We start from the raw sequence: 19,220 nt of genomic DNA, 5'->3' as shown, positions 1-19,220 counted from the left end.
CTAGTTGATGCAGCCGCCGATGACCGATCCGGTGCCGCTGCCGCTCAACGGACCGTTCTGGGAGCAAGGGTTGGTGATGGTGAGGTTGCCGGGGGAGTCGATGACGAAGCCGGTGAAGTTGAGGATGTCGAGCATCGTCAGCGTGCTGTTGGCGCTCCCGGTCGACTTCCGGACGGTGCCGTTGTTCGTGATGACCGAGTTGGTCCCCGTCATCGTGAATGGGGTGGCGGCGTGCACGATATCGAACAGGCCACCGGTACGGATGTTGACCTGCGGGTAGTTCCCGGGGTTTGCCGGATCCTCCAGCAGCGAGAGGTTGGTCTCACCCCAGCGCCAGGTGCCCGCGACGTCGATATCCCATCCGCGGATACCGCCACCGGTGACCTCGAGCAGGCCGCCCGGTCGGATGAACAGCGTCCCCGTGCCGTTGGGATTGCCCGCGGCGATGGTGAAAGTACCGCTGATCGCCACGACGGCAGACCCCGAGAAGAACCCGCCCCCCTGATACGCACCACCGCCGATGTTCACGGTGTCAGCGCTGTTCAACTCGATGCGGCCACTGCCCGTGAGCAGCGAGTCGATGTTCACGGTTCCCGCGATCGTCACCGTGTCGGCGTTGATGGTGCGAACGGTGCCTTGGCCCGAGATGCTCGAGCCGGCCGCGAAGTCGTGATTGCCCGGGTTGGCATTCACGCCACCGCCCTGCAGGTGCAGCAGTGCCCCATTCCCGATCGTCACGGTCGATCCCGCGGACGCGCTGATGGTGCCGAGGTCGAGGAGCGTCGCCCCTGGGGCGATGGCGATCGATCCGCCGGAGAGGTGCGAGAGCCGATTGCGGAGGTCGAGCGTCCCGATCTGCACGTCGATCGTGCCGGTGTTCACGATCGGCCAATCGATGCGCACGGTGGCGGGTGACGAGGACTTCCGCAGCACGCCGGTGTTGGTGATCCGGATGCTGTCGGCACCTCCCGCCCCGGCGAAGAGCGTGGTGGCGCCCTGGAACTCGAGCACGCCGGTCGACAGCACCGAGAGGTCCGGCGCGCCGACGCCGATCATGCCGCTCGATCCGATGAGTGCCGTGCCTCCGACCGCGAAGGGCCGCGCATCGAGCACGGCCGTCTGCGAGGTGCCGATATTCGCGGTCCCGCCCGCCGCAAGCACCGTCGCCCCGGTGCCGCTCATCGTGCCGCCGTCCCAGGTCAGCTGACCACCGACGCTCACGCCCCCATCACCGGTGAGGAGCGCACCGGCGCCGAGATACACCGTGCTGCCGGGCCCGCTGAACGCCGCGGAGTCCACCTGCAGCGTCGCGCCGCTGTTGAGGTTCAGCGTCGGGGTGCCTCCCGAGAGCCCCATCGCGAGCCAGGACACCGTCGCGGTCTCGTTCAGATCGACCGTGGCCGCGCCGTTGATGACCACGCTGTCCGTCGCGATGGGGATGCGCCCGAGGCTCCAGTTGGCGGCATTGCTCCAGAGCGAGTTGCCTCCTGCCCCGGTCCATACTTCGCCCCCCGTCACCGGCCACCCGAGCAACTGCGCCCCGCCGACGAGCGTCACCAGTCCCGAAGTTCCGCCCGGCGTGGGGTTGGTGACCACGATCCGCAGCGTGTCATTGTCGAGCGGCGCGACGTCGGTGATCGTCATGAGCTGGTAGCCGTCCTGCGGCAGCTCGACGAAGACGGGGTTCACCAGCGGGACAGTGCCGCCGCTCCGCGAGACGACGAACTGGTCGGAGAAGACGCCGAGCGAGTCGAAGACGACGTCGCTCATCGCATCGACCGGGGCGCCGTCCGTGAGGGAGAGCAGGACGCGATCGAGCCTGATCCCCGTGAGGTTCGTCCCGTTCGCGCTGACGATGCGGCGGACGGCATCACCGCGCAGCTGCGCGATCGAGGCCATCTGGTCGCGGAGCTGTCCGACGATGCTGATGTCGGAGAGGAGGTCGACGCGTGAGGAAGGCGCCTGCGCGATCTCCATGTGCGCGAAGTGCGAGGCCGCGCCGTCGGTCCCCGGATTCAGGAACGAGACCGTCTGCACGCCCTCGGTCGTGAAGCGGGTGATGTGGTCGCCCGAGGCGTTGAAGGCGTTGGTCGCGCCGGTCTGGATGAGGTTGCGCCGCAGGAGCAGCACGCCATCGGTGAGCAGGCCCGTGGTGGCGCCGCCGCGGAAGTGCGCGTCGCCGCTCGCCTCGACCAACCCGCCGGGGGTCGTCATGACCAACGTGCCGCTGTTCTCCGTGATGAGACTGTCGAGCACGCGGAGATAGCGCCCGGCCACGTCGAGCTGGCCGGTGCCCTCGATGCGCAACTGCACGTCGGCGAGCAGCGAGTCGGAGAGCGTGGTGGTCCCGCTGCCGCTGATCACGACATCGCACGCCACGCGACCGGCGACCGTCGCCGCCGTCGTCGGCGCCATGATCAGCGCCGGGGTCCCGCTGCAGTTGATGCCGGGGCCGCCGTAGAGCGTCACGAGCCGCTCGGTGATCGTGAGCGGCACCGCCGCGAGTGTCACGGCCGCGACGGCCGACTCGTTGACGAGCGCGCGCAGCGTCGTCGGCGAGACGATGTCCGGTCCGTTCGTCGCGATCGCCTGGATCGTGACCGAGTCCGTGGCCGATGGCACCACGCCATCCAGCCAGTTGGCGGTGTTGTTCCAGTCGCTATCCGCGTTCCCGGTCCAGACGAACGGCGCCGCCGCCGGCCACCCGGTGACGGTCGCGCCGTTCAGCTCGGAGAGGAAGCCGAAGTGACCGCCGGGCACCGTGTTGGTGAGTGCGACGACGAGGAGTCCGTTCGCTGCGGCGTCCGAGTCGAAGGCCTCCAAGTAGAGGCCGGTGCTCGGCGGTCCGGTGAAGATGAGTCCATCGGCTGCGACCGTCCCCCCGGCGCGCTCGATACGGAACTGGCTCGCGGCGGGATCCTGGTTCGTGAAGACGATGCCGGAGATGGCGTCCACCGGCTGACCGTCGAGCAGCTCCCACCGGACGCCGTCGAAGGTGGCATCGACGATGTTGGCGCCGGCGGTATGGACGGCCGCGACGGCCGCGCCGGTGAAGGTACGGACGGCCCCAGTGCCGGAGCGCAGCTGTCCCGTCGCGAAGATGTCGGAGTTGGCCTGGACGGAGACGCCGCCTTCGGTCTGACCGAGCGCGAGGTGATGGAAGTGCGAAGTGCCCGGGCCGAAGCCAGGGACCGAGAATCCCGCTTGCTGGAGCACGTTGCCGAAGAACTCCGTCACATGCGTGCCGGACGCGGCGAACGACTCGGCGTCGCCGGTCTGGGTGAAGTTGCCACCGATCTCGAGCAGACCGGCCGTCAACAGGCCCGCCGTCGAACCGCCACCGAAGCTCGCGCCCTGCTGCAGGCTCACATGCGCGGAATCGTCCTGCATGCGGAGCGTGCCGCCGCCGAGCGTGGAGAAGAACCCGGAGACGCTCACGAAGTCGGCGCCGGCGTCGAGGATCGAGGTGCCCTCGACCTGGAGGTCGCCGACGCCACCGACGATCAGCGTGTCAGAGGCGGTGAGCGTGCCGTCGAGGATGCGGGTGACGCACCCGAGGAGGCCCGAGGCGTTCATCGGGGTCGAGGCGTTGGTGAAGACGAGCTGCACGACGCAGCTGATGCCCGATTGCGTCGGGACGACGAGGCGCTCGGTGATGATGAGCGTGCCGGCCGCCGAGATCGGCGCCTCGGTGCGCGCCGAGACGAGGGCGCGCAGGGTGGTGCCGTCGGGGATGACGGGGTTGTAGAGGAGCGCGCCGGGGATGAAGACGCTGTCGGTAGCCGTGGGGACGACGCCGCTCAGCCAGTTGCTCGGCGCGTTCCAGTCGCTCGTGGTGTTGTTGCCGGTCCAACGGAAGATCGCGACGTCCGGCCATCCGACGAGGCTCGCGGGGAGCACCGCTTCCGCGCGACCGTTGTGGAACTGCGGGGTGGCCGCGCCATTGATCACGACCGTCAGGTTGTCCGCGTTCGGGATATCGCTGTCGATGGCGTGGATGAACCGGCCGGCACCCGTCGGTGTGGTCGTGAAGACCGGGTCGTAGATCTCGACCGTTCCACCCGCTCGGGCGATCTCGAACTGCACGACGGTCGGATCGAAGTCGCTGAAGGTGAGCGTCTGCGAGAACAGGGCCGGCGCGGTCCCGTGCAGGCGCAGTCGCACGTTGCGGAACGTCATCGTCCCGTTCTGCGCGGTGCCGTTCACGGCCAGTTGGCGCGTGCCCCCCGTCCCGAGGACATCGGACTGCACGGTCGCGCCGCCATCGGCATTGAAGGCGGCCTCGCCGGCGACCTCGACGTCGGTCAGCAGGGTGTGCTGACTCCCGCCACTCGAGAACGCGAGCCGTCCGAAGCGCGACGTCCCGGGCGTGGCGAAGGACACCGTGCCGATGCTGTCGAGCGAGACGGTGAAGGTCGGCGCCGGCACGAAGCTCGTCGTCGACGACGTCGACAGCTGCGCGAAGTCGCCGCGGACGCTCATGCCCCCGGTGACGAGCGTATTGGTCGCGTCGGCACCATCGAAGAGCGCGTGACGGTACACGATGAACTGGTGTGTCTGGCCCTGGCTGAAGAGCTGCCCGCCGCCGGTCACGCGGAGGTCGCGCCCGATGCGGAGGTCCGCCGGCGTGCCGGCATCGTCGACGCGGAAGATGCCTCCCGCGACGAGGAGATCGGTGCCCACCGAGTCGATACCACCGGTGAGACCCGCGGTCACGTCGCCGAAGATCTGGACCACCTGGTACTGCGGCACCGCGAGCGCACCGACGCGGAACGGCATGATCTGGCCCGAGCCCGCGAAGATGGTGGTGTCGGGACGGAACGTTCCCGTGTCCGCGAGCACGCCGACGATGCGCACGGCGCGCGGCGCGATGAGGGTGCTGGTCGTACCGATGAGATCGCCGTTGAGCACGAGACGACCGGTGGCACCGACGATCGCGGCACCGTACGTCACGAGCGCATCGTTCGCCACGACACTCTCACCGTCGAGCCGGATGGGACGCCCGACGTCGAGCGAAGCGAACCGCACCGGTCCATTCGACGTGCCGACGTTCACCGTGTCCCCGACGCCCGGGATGAACCGCGTGGTGTGCGAGCCGCCGGCCTCGAACGCTTCCGGATTCAGTCCGGCGAGCAGTTCACCCCGTACCCGCAGCACACCGGCGGTGAGCTGCCCGGTGCTCGGTCCGCCGAAGAAGTGGGCGTTGATGACGGTGACGGAATCCGCCGCCGAGTTCATGGTGATCCGGGAGGCATCGAGGAGGTCGAGGTCACCGTCGACCGTGAGCGCCTGACCGTTCACCACGACGCGCGCCGATCCCTGCGCGGTGAGCCCGCCGAGCGCGATGCTCACCGGGCCGTCGAGTGTCACGGTGTTCGTCGCGACGGCACGCACCTGACAGTCGAACGCGCCACGGATGAATGCATCGGCGACGCCGGTGCCGACGTCGAGGAAGCCGCTGGCGCAGGCCACGCCCGGGCTGCCCGCGCCGACCACCACGCGCTCGCGCACCCCGAAGGTCACGCCGTTCACGGCGATCGCGGAGACGTGATCGTTCACCAGCGCGCGGATGGTCGTCGGCGCCGTGATGATCGGCGAGTTGGTCACCCCGGTCGGCGGGATGTACACCGAGTCGCTCGCGCCCGGCACCGCGTTCTGTGCCCAGTTCGCGGCGAGCGCCCAATCGCCGCTCGTCGCGCCGGTCCATTCGAACCCGCCGACCGTCCAGCCGGTGATCGTCGCCGGCGGCACCTCGAGGACGAAGCCGCCATGCGTGGCCGGCGTCGCGTTCGTCACATTCACGACGAGCGCGCCACCCGTCACGCCATCCGGGTCCTCGGCGCGCAGATAGACACCGGTCGTCGGCGTGGCGGAGAAGGTCGGCGAGGTGACGGTGACCGTGCCGCTCGAACGCTGCACGTCGAATGCGGCGACGGTGCTGCTGGTGTTGACGAACGTCACGTTGTCGATCGCGGTCACCGGCCCGCCGTCGACGAGCACCCACCGCACGTTGTCGAACGTCAGGCCGTTCACCGTCGCGCCCTGCGACGTGAAGGCCTGCCCGGTCGGCGAACTGAACCGGAGCGAGGACGCCGGTTCGGTGAGGAGCATCCCGGCCGCGACCGCGTCGGAGTTGAGCTGCACGGCGACGCCGACGCCATCCTGTCCGAGCCCGACGGCGGCGAAGTGCGACGTCCCCGCGCCGACGCCCGGGTCGGCGAAGTTCACGCTCTGTGCGATGGTGCCGCGGAACCAGGTCTGGTGCGAACCGCTCGCGGCGAAGGCGTCGACGGTCGTGGACTGCGTGAGGGCGCCGTGGAGTTCGAGGACGCCGGCCGTCAGCTGCCCCACCGTCGGCGCGCCGGCGAACAGCGCGTTGCCGAACACGAACACGCTGTCGAGCGCGTTCGCCATGCGCAGGCGACCGGTGCCGTTGAACACGAGGTCACCGTTCGCCGTGAAGGTCCGGCCGCCGATGTCGAGCGTGCCGGCGACGACCTCGGTCACGCCGCTGATCGTCAGCGGCTGGTCCAGCGTGATGTTCTGCATGAAGCGCACATCGCCGAGGATCTGCGAGGGCACCAGCGGATCGAGCCCGTCGAACTGCGTGTGCAGCACCTGCCAGCGATTGCCGGTCGCGTCGAAGAGGCTCCCGCCGAGTCGGATCGTCCCGGCGCCGCTGCCGACGACCGAGACCGACGCGCCGATCGTGACGTCGTCCGCGACGCGCGCACCGGTGGTGAACGAGACCGCGCTGGTCGCCTCCAGCGACAGCGCGTTGAGCTGGCTCAGGGCCGTGTCGCCGAACGCGAGCACGGGGTTCGTGCCCTGCAGCCGGGTGAGGTGGCCGCCCTCGGCGAACAGCGTGCGTCCCGCGCCGGTCTGGATCAGGTCCCCTGACACCTCGAGCACGCCGTTCGTCATCGTGCCCGGGACCGTGAGCCCGCCGAAGTCCGCGCCGCCGTTGAGGGCGAGCGTGTCGGTGGCCTCGAGCATGAACACGCGTCCATTGCCGCGCGTCCGGAGGGCGATGCCCGCGCCGGTGCCGACCGCGGCCGCGCCGACCACGTCGAGCGTGGCGGTCGGTCCGTCGACGAGGATCGTCGCCGGATGGGGACCGGTGATCGTGTGCTGACCGACGACGACCGTCGGGATCACCTCGGAGATGATGAGCGGCGCGCCGCTGCCCCACGCCACGAGCGTGTCCACCTGGAAGTTCGCGCTGCGCGTGAGCGCCGTCTGCCAGCCGACATGCCCGGCGATGACGACATCCGCCGTGAGGACCGGGGTCCCCGTGATGAGCAGTCGACGTGACGGGGCGACGAGCGAGTCGCCGGTGACCTGCATCCCGCCGATCGCCTTCACGTCGCTCGCGAGCTCGAGCGCGCCCGCGCCCGCGCCGCGCGGCGCGTTGAGCACGCCGATGCAGGAGGTGGTGCAGGTCGTCGAAGGGGTCAGGTCGGGGTTGGCGAGCGTGAGCACCTGGCGGCTCGTCCCATCCAGGATGAGCGTATGGCCCACACCCGGGCTGAACGCCGCCGGGTCGCCGCCGGCCTGCGTGAAGTCACCACGCACGGTGAGCGTGCCGGCGGTGAGCAGGCCGGCGGTCGAGCCGCCGGCGAAGACGGCGTCGCCCTGCACGGTGAGCGCACCGCTCGAGGTCATGGCGATCCGTCCCGTCCCTGCCGTGGCGAGCAGTCCGCCGATGGTGGCGGTGTGCACGCCGATATCGAGCGTTCCCCCGTTGACGGCGACGTCGCCGCCGACGGCGAGGTTCCCGTTCACCGCGTATGCGCCCGAGGAGACGTAGAGCCGCGGCATGGCGCCGCGGACCGTGCCCGTCACGCCGATCAGGGTGAATGCGCCGATCGAGTCGCTCAGCACCGTGGCGGCGGGATCGATGTCGAGCGAGCCGACGACGAAGAGCGGGAAGGTATCGAGTTGCAGCGTCGCGCCGGCCTCGAGGCGCAACCGGCCGACGGTGCCGGCGACATCGAGCGCCGGGAAGCTGCCGACGTTCCCGATGCGCACGGAGTCGCTCCCCGTCGGTACCACGCCGCCGCTCCAGTTCCCCCCAACGCTCCAGTTGCTGTTGACGGCGCCCGTCCAGACGATATTGGCGTCGGTCACCGTCGCCGTCGCCGTGAAGGGCACGGTGAAGCCCGACGCGCTCGCCTCTGCGTCCTGCCCCCCGATGCTCGACCCGAGCGTCCAGCTCGCCCGGGCGATGCCGTCCACTCCGCTCACACTCGTTGCAGGCGCAAGCGCACCGCCGCCGCTGATGATGTTCCAGGTCACGGTCACGCCGGCGATCGGATTGCCGAAGGCATCGGCGACGCGCACGGCGAGCGAGTCGGCGAGCGGCTGGGTCGCCGGACCGCTCTGCGCGTCACCGCCCACGGCGACCAGTTGGCCGATCGGACCCGCATCGACGAGGAACGGCGCGGTGATGGCGCTGTCGAGCCCCGCCGCGCGGAACCGCAGCCGGTACTGGCCCGCGCGGTCGAGCGTGAGGTCGCCGAAGGTCGCGCTGCCGCTGATCGCCGCGATCGCCTGCGTGCCGCCCAACGACCACCCGAGCGCCGGACCGCTGTCGACGACCACGTCGATCGTCCCGGTGAAGCCCGCGACGAGGTTCCCGAGCTCGTCCTGTGCGAAGACGGTCACGGGCGGGATCGCCGCGTTGGACGTGGTCGCACCCGGCTGCTGCGCGATCGCGAGGCGCACGGCGGCGTCGGCGGTCGCGGTCGCGGTGAAGCTGAAGCCCGAGCCCGTCAGGCCCACGGACGTGACAATGACCTGGACCGGGCCGACGGTCGCCGGCATGATCGGCGTGAAGCTCGCGATGCCCACGCTGTCAGTCGCGAACGCCGATACGCCGAGCGTATCCACGCCGCGCACCGTCGTGTAGGTCACGCCGATGCCCGGGATCCCGTTCGCCTCGGTGTCCGTCACGAGCGCGCGCAACGGGAGCGCGAGCGGCGTGCCCACGATCGCCGACTGGCCGTCCCCGGATCCCGGGAGAGCCGGTTCGACGAACGCCGCCGGACCCGCGAGCACGGCGAAGAGGTTCGTGAACCCTTCCGCGCCGCTCGGGAGGTTGGCGCGCAGGACGTAATCGCCCGCCGCCGAGAGGTTGACGCCGGTGAAGGTCGCGATGCCCGCGACGGCCGTGACGGTCACCGAGTCCGGCGCCGGGCCCTGCGGGCTCGTGCTGATGCGACCGAAGACCGGGCCGTTGTACGACGTCACGATGTTGCCCGCTGCGTCGTGGATCTCGAAGAGCACGTCGGGGAGGTTCACGCCGGCCGTCTGCTGGCCGATCGTCCCGACGAGGACGAGCGCCGCCGGTGCGCCCGGCGTGGCGGTGGCGGAGATGACGGTCGTGATCGCCGGCGTGGCGGTCACGAAGGCGTTCACCGCGACGCTCCCCACGGCGGTCCCGAGCGTCCACTGGGTGCGGAACACGCCCGTCGCGTCGGTATTGCCGCTCACCGGCGAGACGGTGCCGCCGCCGACGGAGACGTTGGTTGACACGTTCACGCCGGCCACCGGATTGCCCAGGGCGTCGGTGACGCGGAACGCGAGCGAGTCGGCGAGCACCGAGAGGGTCGCGCCGGTCTGCCCGGTGCCGGCCACGCCGGTGATCGCGGCCGCGGCGCCTGCCTCGATATCGAAGATCTCGCTCGTCGCGCCGCTGAGTCCGGTGGCCGCGGCTGAGAGCGTGTAGCCGGCGGCCGCGAGATCGACCGTGAGGCCGGTGAAGGTGGCGATGCCGCCCACCGCATTCACCGTCGTCACGCCGCCGAGGACCGCCAGCGGATTGCCGCCGCCGAGGGTGACCGTGATCCCGCCGCTGAAGGTCGTGTTGAGGTTCCCGAGCGCGTCGTGCGCTTCGATCGTCCAGCCGGGCGTGAGGGCGACCCCGGAGGTGCCGGTCGACGTCTGCTGCGTGAACACCAGCTGCGCCGCCACGCCGGTGGTCACGGTGGTCGCGAAGGACGCGGGCGAGCCGACGAGGCCCGCGACGGTGCCCGTCACGACTGCGGTGCCCGGCGCCGTGCCCGTCGTGTACGACGTGCTCGCGAGACCCGCGGCGTCAGTGACCGACGACGGGACGCTGAGCGCGCCACCGCCGACCGAGATCGCCCAGTTCACCGTGACGCCGGCGACGGGATTCGTGAACGCGTCGGTCACGCTGACGACGAACGGCTGCGCGACCGGTGTCGCGACCGCCGCCGTCTGTCCGCCACCCGAAGCGAGCGTGAGCGTCGCCGCGGCGGCCGGCGTGATGGAGAACGCGGCGCTGGACGCACTCGTCAGCCCGACCGACGTCGCCGAGAGGATCCAGCTCGGCGCGACGAGGTCGACCGTGAGGTTCGCGAAGTTCGCGACACCGCCGACGGCGTTCACCGTCGTGGTGCCGCCGAGCGTCGCCGCCACGGGACCGTTCGTGAGCGCGACCGTGACCGGACCGGTGAAGCTGGTCACGAGGTTGCCCGCGCCATCACGCGCCTCGACCGTCCAGCCGGGTGTGAGCGCCGCACCGGCAGTGCCGGTGCTCGTGGAGCCGGTGAACGCCAGCTGCGACGCCGCGCCCGGGAGCGCGCTCGCCGCGAAGGCCAGCGGAGAGCCCGTGAGCCCGGTCGCCGTCGCGGTCACCGTCACCGCGCCCGCCACGCTCGGCAGCGTCAACGTGACGTTCGCGAGGCCGCTCACATCCGTGACGCTCGTCGGAACGCTCAGGGCGCCGCCACCCGAGAGGATGGCCCACGAGACGGTGACCCCTTCGACGGGATTGGTGAAGGCGTCGGTCACCCGCACGACGAAGGGCGTCGGGAGCGCGGTGCTCACCGTGGCGGCCTGCGCATCGCCGGACACGAGGGCGATCTCCGCGGCCGCCGCCGCGCTGACGGCGAGCTCGGCGCTCGTCGCGGTCGCGAGGCCCGGGCTCGTGGCGTCGAACGTCATCCCCGCGCCGGCTTGCTGGATGCTGAGGTCCGAGAAGGTCGCGATGCCGCCGACGGCGTTGACGGTCAGGGTGCCGAACAGCGGCGCCCCGCCGGCGCCGTTGAGCGCGATCGTGACCGGGCCGGTGAAGAGCGGCGTGCGCACGCCACCCGCGTCACGCACCTCCACGGTCACCGGGGCGAGCGTCGCGCCGGCGGTGCCCGTGCCCGGCGACGAGGTGAAGGCGAGCTGCGTCGGCGCCGGCGCGGTGCCCGTCGCCGTCGTCGCGAGCGTCGCATTGTTCGTCGAGAGCGTCGCCGTCACCGACTGCGTGCCGACCAGCGCGCCGAGCGTCCAGGAGAACTGCACGAGGCCGCTCGCGTCCGACGTGTCGGCGCTCGCGAGCAGCGTGCCCGCACCGGTGGTCACCGCGAACGTGACAGGCACGCCGGCCACCGGCACCGAGTCCGCCGCCGTGACGCGCAGGACGACGGGCGCGCCGAGGAGCGTGTTGATCGTCGCCGACTGAGCGGCACCGCTCACCGGGAGCAGGCGCGTCGCGGGCAGCGCGACCGAGAAGGTCGAGGTGTCGGCGACGAGGTTGGGCGTGGTCGCGACGATGAGCGCGTTCCCGCGCACCGCGCGCCAGGTGACGAGCCCGGTGCCGGCACCGGTGATCACCGCGCGCGTGGTATCGGGACTGAAGAACAGCACCGGCGTCCCCGTCATCGCATTGCCTTGGGCGTCCCGCACGACGGCCGTGAACTGCGTGGTCGTGCCGGAGACGACCGAGCCGGTCGCGGGAGTGAGGGTCACGGTCGCGGGCACGATGCCGCCCGGGGGCACCCAGCTCACCGGGATCGACACCGTCTGCGTCGACCCTGCGCCGCCCGAGGGGCGCGCCGTCACGGCGAGCGGTCCGCCGCGGAAGACCGTGTCACCCGCCGCGTTGATGTACGAGAGCACGAGGCCGAGCGAGAGCCCGGAGTCCGGCGCCGTGACCGGCAGCGGGACGTCGATCGCGAGGGCGACGGAGTCCGCGCCGGCCGGGAAGTCGATCGTGGTGTCCTTCGTCACCGTGCCGTCGATGCGGCGCAGCGTGATCCGCACGCGCGAGAACGGCACGACATCGCTGATCGCGTCCGCGCCGGGGATCACCGGGAACGACGGCTCGAGCGCGAGCGCGGCGATGCGGTTCCGTCCGTAGCCGATCCCGTTCTCCGGCCCCGTGACCTCGCGGCCGCAGGAGAGGAGGCAGAGGCCGAGGATGCCGGCGAGGATTGCGACGTGGCGACGGGAGCGGATCACGGCCGTTTCGGGCTGGGGTGGGAGCAAGCGCTCTAATGTATTCCGCGAGATTTGTGCCGGTAAGGAACGACGCAACGCGCCGCCCGGTGACCGAGGTCACCGGGCGGCGCGACAGATCGCCATCCCCCCACGGTGGGGGCTCGTTCTCCGCGCGTACTCGGTCCGCCGCGGGGTCAGTCCCGCGCTCAGCCCCGCGGCTTCGCCGGGAAGGCGAGCCGCACGCCGCCGCGCGCGCCACACCGCGCCCGACTCGTGTCGGCGACGACGTAGGTGCCGTCGCGGCACTGGAACGTCGCGTTGGCCGGCGGTGGCTCGGCGGGGATCACCACCCGGGCCCGATTCTCCATGACGGCATCCGGCGGAACCGCGTCCTGCGCGCGCGTCGGCGGTTCGGGCACCGCAGCGGCCGCCGGACGCACGGTGCGCTCGGGGACACGGCGCAACGGGAACCGGACGAGGAGCCCGCCCTTCGCGGCGCAGGCGCCATCGTCAGTCGGCCCGACGAGGTAGGAGCCGTCGCGACAGCGCAGCGTGGCGCCGCCCGGTCCCGTGCCCGTGACGCGATCCGGCGCGCGCGCGCTGACGTTCACGCCCGTCTCCGCCCGGGAGTTCGCGGGATTCGGTGCGCCTTGGGCTGCGCCCGCGGTCTGCGCACGGAGTGGGACGCCGAGCGCGAGCAGCACGGCGGTCGAGCCGATCCGGAACATCGCGTTGCAGTGGAGCATGCGTCAGTTCCCCGACGTGTTGATGATGAATCGCGCGCGCGCGGCCGTGAACCCCGGTGCGCTCACCGTGAGGTCCCCGATGCCCGAGCCGGTCGCCCGCACCCAGAACCGGATCAGCCCGGTCCCGATCGGGAGTTCGAGTGTCGAGATCGGCCCCGCTCCCAGCTCCGGCGATATCTGCATGTTCGCGCTCGTCGTGAAGCTGATCGTGATCGGCGCGTCCGCGACGGTGCCGCCGTAGCCACGGATCGTGGTCAGGTCCATCGAGACGAGCGTCGAATCGCCGTTCGCCATCGTGACCGGCAGCGACGAGAGACGGAGGATGCCGTCGGTGATGGTGACGAGCGCGGTGTCGGGGGCGAAGCCCGGCGCCGAGACGACGAGCGTGTCGATCCCGGGGGTGAGCCCCGTGATGCTGATGTCCCGCGACGAGCTGAACGCGGGCACCTCGAGGCTGTCATCCTCCAGACGGAAGCGTCCTCCGACCGAGCGGACCTGGATGTATCGCGGAACGAGATCACCGAATCCAACGTCGACGTACACCTCGGTGCTGGTCAGGTTCGTCGACGCGGCGAGCGAGTGCAGGTTGAGCAGGAGTCGCGCCGGCCGCACCTGCACATCGACGTAGCCGGGCAGGTACTGCCGGAAATCGGTGGTCCGCGCGTCCTCGATGGAGATCGTGCCGGATCCCACGCGCGCCCCGGTGATCGGCCCGAGCACGTCGTACACGCCGCTCTCCCCGATCTGGAGCGTGACGCTGGAATCGGCGCCGATGGTGAACATCGTCGTGTCGCGGCTCCGGACGATGAGCGGGACCGGTTCGAGCGTCTCGCGCGAGGTGTAGTCGCGCGCACTCGTGACGTATGCGGTCGCGGTGCGTGACCGTCCGTCGGTGACATCGCTCACGTAGCTGGAGATCGCGCCGCGCGAGACGCCGACATCGATGAGCAGGTCCAGATAGCCGATCGCCGAGGCGATGATCTGCGTGCCGCCGACGCTGTCACCCGACGTGACCCGGAAGTACGCATAGTTGGACCCGGGCTCGATGACCACCGAATCCTCGACCGTCTGCGCGACGCCCGGCGCGGAGCTCGAGAAGCGCACCCAGAGCGAGTCGGGGTCGTTGAACGGCCGATACACATAGAGTTCTCCCGCCTGGGTACGCTGGCGCATCCCGAGATCGACCGTCGTCTGGCCGGTGCTCAGGCTGCGCGGGTATGCGTCGATCGCGATGGAGTCGCTCGCGAAGAGGCCCGACGGGTCGGTGATCCGCAGCCAGCCCCGACCCGGGCGACGGAACCGGATCAGCGCGCGCTGGAACGCGCTGCCGTTGCCGTCGGGTGCGAGCCGGATGGTGTCGGCGAGCACCGCCACGAGCGACGTGTCAGCGGCGGCGAGCAGCAGGGTCGCCGTGTCGGACGGGGCCATCGAGTTGAACCCGCCGATGCGGTCGAGCAGTGCCCCGACCTCGGCCTCGTCCCCGACGAGCCCGCTCGAGACGACCGCCGGTCGGGCGCGCGAAGGCTGCACCACGACCAGGACCGTCGTCGATGCATGGCCGGCGGCGGCGACGGTGACGGTGTCGGTCCCGAGGGTCGCGCCGGCCGAGACGATCACGGAGCGGAAGAGGATGTTCGCCGGGAAGGTGTCGTTCACCGCGCCCACGGTGACGCCGGCAGGTCCTTGCGCGCTGATCGTCACCGGCAGCGGAGTACCGGGCAACGAACGACGGAAGTAGCCGAACGCCGACTGGAGTCCGCGACCGACCGTGATCGATCCGACGCTCGCCACGAGCCGAAACGGACGGAGCGTGAAGAGGCCGGAGGTGTCCGGGAGGTGTCCGGGCGCCTCGATCACGACGCGTGCGGTGCCGGGGCCGATCAGCCGCAGCTGTCCGGCGAAGTTGAACGTCGCCCCGGGGTTGAACGCGACCGTCGAATCGACGACCTCCAGAACGCTCGGGTCGGTCGAACGGAGGATCATCCGCACCGTGTCGGCCACGGGACGGATCGTGCCGACGTCGTCGGTCTCGTAGACGAGCGTGCCGAAGACCGCGCTGTCCGCATCGAAGGTGCCCCCGCTCGCGACGCCGCCGCCGAACTGGAGGCGCGGGGGCACGACGGTGAAGACCTGGCTGACGGTGTCGAACGCCGCGCCCGCGAAGGTGAGCGTGACGACACCCGGGGCGCGACCGACGAGGCGCGGCGACGGGAAGTAGTAGCCGGACAGCGCGTCGAGGACCGGGTCGAGGACGGTGACGATCGACGTGTCGCTGGACGTCACCTCGATCTGGCGTCGGGTGAGACCGTCGTCGGCTCCGCTCCCCGAGAACGTCAGATTCGCCGTCTCATGGACCTGGCCTGCTCCGACGCGCCAGTTCGCATCATAGACCGAGAGCACCGGCGTCGATACGGTCACGGGGATGGAGTCCATCGCCAGCCCCGGCGCGCTGACGCGCAGCCAGGCCGTGCCGGCCGCGCGGCCGCGCAGCTGCACTTCGCCGTAGGTCTCGCGCTCGGCGATGGGGCGCGTGAGCTCGATCTGCAGCACGGAAGTGTCGCTGCTCGTGGCGACGAGGTCGAGCGGGGTCACCCGCTCGAGATACGCCTGATAGCCACCCAGCGTGTCGGCCGCGTTGGTCACCGATGCGGTGTAGTGCTCGCCCCCGTTGAGGAAGATCGATCGGGCGCTGGTCCACGCGACACCCGGCACCACGGTGACCGGGACGGAGTCTTGCGCGAGGCCCGCGACGTCGACGACGATCCAGGTGGTCCCGACCCCGACGCCCCGAACGGGCGTGAGGCCGAGGTACGTGTTGTGCGGCGCAAGGGCGCGCAAGGTGTCGACGCGCGCCACAAGGGTGTCGCGACTGACGTAGCGGAAGGCGAGCTCTCGAGTCATCGGGCGCGAGAGATAGCTGTCGAGATACGACTGGAAGCCCGGTGCGAGCGGCAGGCCGAAGAGGAGGTTGCCGGTCAGCGTCACGTCCGGTGCCTCGATGGTGAGCTCGATGTTCGACGGCGCGAAGTTCGGCGCCGACACGCTGACCGTCGCGGTCCCTAGCCCCACCGGGATGACGGTGACGTTCGCGGCCGTCTCGCCTTCGGGGATCGTCACGAACGCGGTGTCGGCCGGCGGCGCGAGCAGGATCGACCCGGTGGCACCGGCGCCGGGCATGAGGTCGTCGGAGCAGTAGTAGTTGTCACAGCGTTCCGACGGCGCGCCGCGACCCGACGACGGGGCCACGAGCAGCACCGAGGGATCCGACGAGACGACGATCGCGGTGATTCCGCCGACCGGGGCCGGCGCTCCGAGATGGATCGTCTTGCGCAGCGTGTCGCCCGCGACGTAGCCGCCGACGTTGTTCCCCGATATCCGCACCTCGGCGGCCGCGACCGTCACGTTGACGGTGTCGCTGCCGGCGCTCGAGGTGATGATCGCCTGCGTGCTACCGACCCCTCGGCCGGTCAGTACCGGTGTCCGCAGGGTCGCGCCCGCCGCGAACGTGACGGACGTCGAGTCCCACGCCGCGATGCTGGTGTCGAGCATGGTGAGCGATGCGACGACCGGCGCACCCGCGGCCGGCACGATGAAGACGGGGACGCTGCGCCTGCCGAGCAGCGTCGTCGACACCCCCTCCACCCCCGCGAAGAGCGCGGGCTCACCCTGCCCGACGAAGACCGACGCGTTGATGAGCGCCGGCGTGAGGGCGTTCACCGTGGCCGAGACCTGCTGTGCCCCCGCGGCCCCGATCGTCCACTGCGTCGCGGCATCGCCCGCCGCGTTGGTCGTGGTGTTCGCTGGCACGACGCTGCCGCCGCCGGTCACGACCGCCCAGGCGACGGAGATGCCCGCCATCGGTTCGCCGAAGACGTTCGTCACGCGCACCCGCACCGAGTCCGGGAGCGCGGTGGAGGCCGGCGCCGTCTGGCCCGCGCCCCCGACCACGGTGACGAAGCGCGGCGGTGCTGCGGCAACGTTGAACGCCGCGCTCAGCACCGGCGGCACGCTCGCGACCGTCGCGCGGACCCGATACGCGGTCCCGGCCCGATCCACCGTGAGGAAGGGGAAGGTCGCGACACCGTTCACCGCCGACCGCACGATGGTGCCGATCAGCTGTGCGCCCGCCGTGCCACCCGTGAGGTCGAGCGTCACCGTTCCGTTGAAGTTCGCGACGGTGTCCGCCGTCGCATCGCGCACCACCACCACGAGCGGCGGCAGGCTGTCACCGGCGGTGATGTTCGTCGGCGTCGTCTCGAGGGTCAGCGCCGTCGGCGCCGAGGAGAGCTGCGTCCCCGACGTCGTCACGCTGATGCTCGTGCCGACGACCGTGGCCGTCAGGTTCCCGACGCCGGCGGAGTCACCGGCGGTCCAGGTCGCCTCGGCGAGACCGGACGCGTCGGTCGTGTCGACCGCCGGCGCGGCGGAGCCCTGGCCGCGCGTGACCGCGAACGCGACGGGCACGCCGGCGACCGGCTGACCGTCCACCGCGTTGACACGGACACGGACGGGAAGTGCGAACGCATCGCCCTGCCGCACCGACTGGCCGCCACCGCTCTGGAGGAGGATCGCGCTCGCGGTGGGCGTGATGGTCACCGGCGCCGAGTCGGCCTGTCCGGTGAGGGTCTGGGCGATGATCGTCGCCGAGCCGCGCGCCCCGGAGAGGGTGGCAACGCCGGTGCGGAGGTCCACGCGTACGATCGCTGAGTCGGTCGACGTGAATGCGACGGGGACCTGCGACATGGTGTTGTCGCTGGAGTCGATCACGACCGCGGTGAACGTCACCTGCTGGCCGATCGTCCCGGTGAAGCCGATGGGCGAGATCTCGATCGACGCGGCGTCGGCGCCGCGGCCGGTGTAGGTCACCGGGATCTCGGGCGGCGGCGCGGGGCGGCTCGTCGCCTGCGCGAGGACCCGCGCGGGGCCGCCGGTGAAGACGGTGTCGCCGCTGGCATCGATGTACTTGAGGGTGGCCTGCATCGGCTCACCCTCGCTCGTCGCCGCCTGCCCGAGCGTGACGCTCACGGCGAGGCGGATGCTCGTCGAGTCGGGGGGGAAGTCGATGACGCGATCGACCGCCGTGTCACCGTTGCTGCGCACCAGCACGATGCGGACCCGCTCGAAGTCGACGACCTCGCCGATGCTCATCGTGCGGCCGGTGCCACCCAACCGCACCGTGCTGAAGACGGGATTCAGCTGCACTTCGGCGAGGCGACCCGCGCCGGCGGGACCGGTCACCTCTCGGCCGCAACTCAGGAGACTCGAGAAGGCGAGGAGCGCGGCCAGTGCTGCCGAGCGGCGGTGCATGGGAGCGGACATGGGAACGGGCTGACGGGTGACGGGGGGGCGGCGCCGCGCGTCGAGCCGCCCCGTACGATGCTCCGGCGCTACAATACGTGCAATCTGGGTCGCCGACGCGTGTCGCGTCCGTGACCCGCCACACACCCGCCCGGCCCCGTGCGTCCCAAAGCCCTGCTCGGCCTGCTGATCCCGCTCGCCTGCGCCGCCCTCTTCGTGCGGCTCGGGCTCTGGCAAGTTTCGCGACACCGCGAGCGCGCCGCCTACAACGCGCGCGTCGAGGCGCGTCTTGCCGCGATGCCTGTCCCCTTCGGCGCGCTCCCGGCCGACTCGGCGCTCGTGCGCGGACAACGGGTCCGTCTCGCCGGGCGATTCCGGTACGACCTCGAGCAGGTCCACGCCGGGCGCGTGAACGACGGCTCGCCGGGCGTCCATCTCCTCACCCCGATCGAGCGTGAAGGTACCGACACGCTCGTCGTCGTCACCCGCGGGTGGGTCTACTCGCCGGACGCCGCCGAGGTGGACCTGTCGCGCTGGCGCGAGGCGGACACCGTCTCGCTCGCCGGCTATGCCGTGCCGATCCCGGCGGATGGGCCCCCGGCGCCCGTGGACGCCGCGAAGCCGATGCGACTCCTCACCGTCGAGGCCCTGCAGCGGCGGCTCGGGCGACCCGTCGCCGCGGCCGTCGTGGTGATGACGTCCGACTCCGCCGCGCGCGTCGATTCGGTGCCGCGCCGTCTCGGACCGCCGCTGCTCGTGCCCGGGAACCACAAGTCGTACGCCATCCAGTGGTTCGCATTCGCGCTCGTCGCCGTGATCGGCGGGAGCCTCCTCTTCCGGCGCTCGGTTGTGACCGCCCGGACCGGTGCTTAGGTATTGAGGACGCTGCGGGAAGCCCTGCGACCCGCCACCGCTGGACCTACAATTCGAGGAGGCCAC

At 71.1% G+C, this 19,220-nt stretch carries 4 protein-coding genes; 1 reads left to right on the top strand and 3 read right to left on the bottom strand.

Annotated features, from left to right (window positions below; translation table 11 throughout):
• The 3 genes from IPJ78_13865 to IPJ78_13855 form a co-directional block, all read right to left on the bottom strand.
• Positions 1-12,258, bottom strand: coding sequence for an Ig-like domain-containing protein (locus IPJ78_13865; GenBank protein ID MBK7907631.1), 12,258 nt, complete (start codon positions 12,256-12,258; stop codon positions 1-3).
• A gap of 185 nt (positions 12,259-12,443) precedes the next feature.
• Positions 12,444-12,983, bottom strand: coding sequence for a hypothetical protein (locus tag IPJ78_13860; protein MBK7907630.1), 540 nt, complete (start codon positions 12,981-12,983; stop codon positions 12,444-12,446).
• A gap of 3 nt (positions 12,984-12,986) precedes the next feature.
• On the bottom strand, positions 12,987-18,302 hold the full coding sequence (locus IPJ78_13855) for a hypothetical protein (protein MBK7907629.1): 5,316 nt from the start codon (positions 18,300-18,302) through the stop codon (positions 12,987-12,989).
• 138 nt (positions 18,303-18,440) lie between these two features.
• Between IPJ78_13855 and IPJ78_13850 the strand changes: the two genes are divergently transcribed.
• Positions 18,441-19,154, top strand: coding sequence for an SURF1 family protein (locus tag IPJ78_13850; GenBank protein MBK7907628.1), 714 nt, complete (start codon positions 18,441-18,443; stop codon positions 19,152-19,154).
• Positions 19,155-19,220 lie beyond the last annotated feature (66 nt).

It is taken from the genome of Gemmatimonadota bacterium (assembly GCA_016714015.1).
Lineage (GTDB): Bacteria > Gemmatimonadota > Gemmatimonadetes > Gemmatimonadales > Gemmatimonadaceae > Pseudogemmatithrix.
The sequence above is the reverse complement of the archived record's forward strand: the minus strand, read 5'-3'. Positions and strand labels throughout refer to the sequence as shown.

Excerpts from the sequence above, each read along its gene's own strand:
- IPJ78_13860 (MBK7907630.1), bottom strand. The coding sequence starts at position 12,983 with ATGCTCCACTGCAACGCGATGTTCCGGATCGGCTCGACCGCCGTGCTG.
- IPJ78_13855 (MBK7907629.1), bottom strand. The coding sequence starts at position 18,302 with ATGTCCGCTCCCATGCACCGCCGCTCGGCAGCACTGGCCGCGCTCCTC.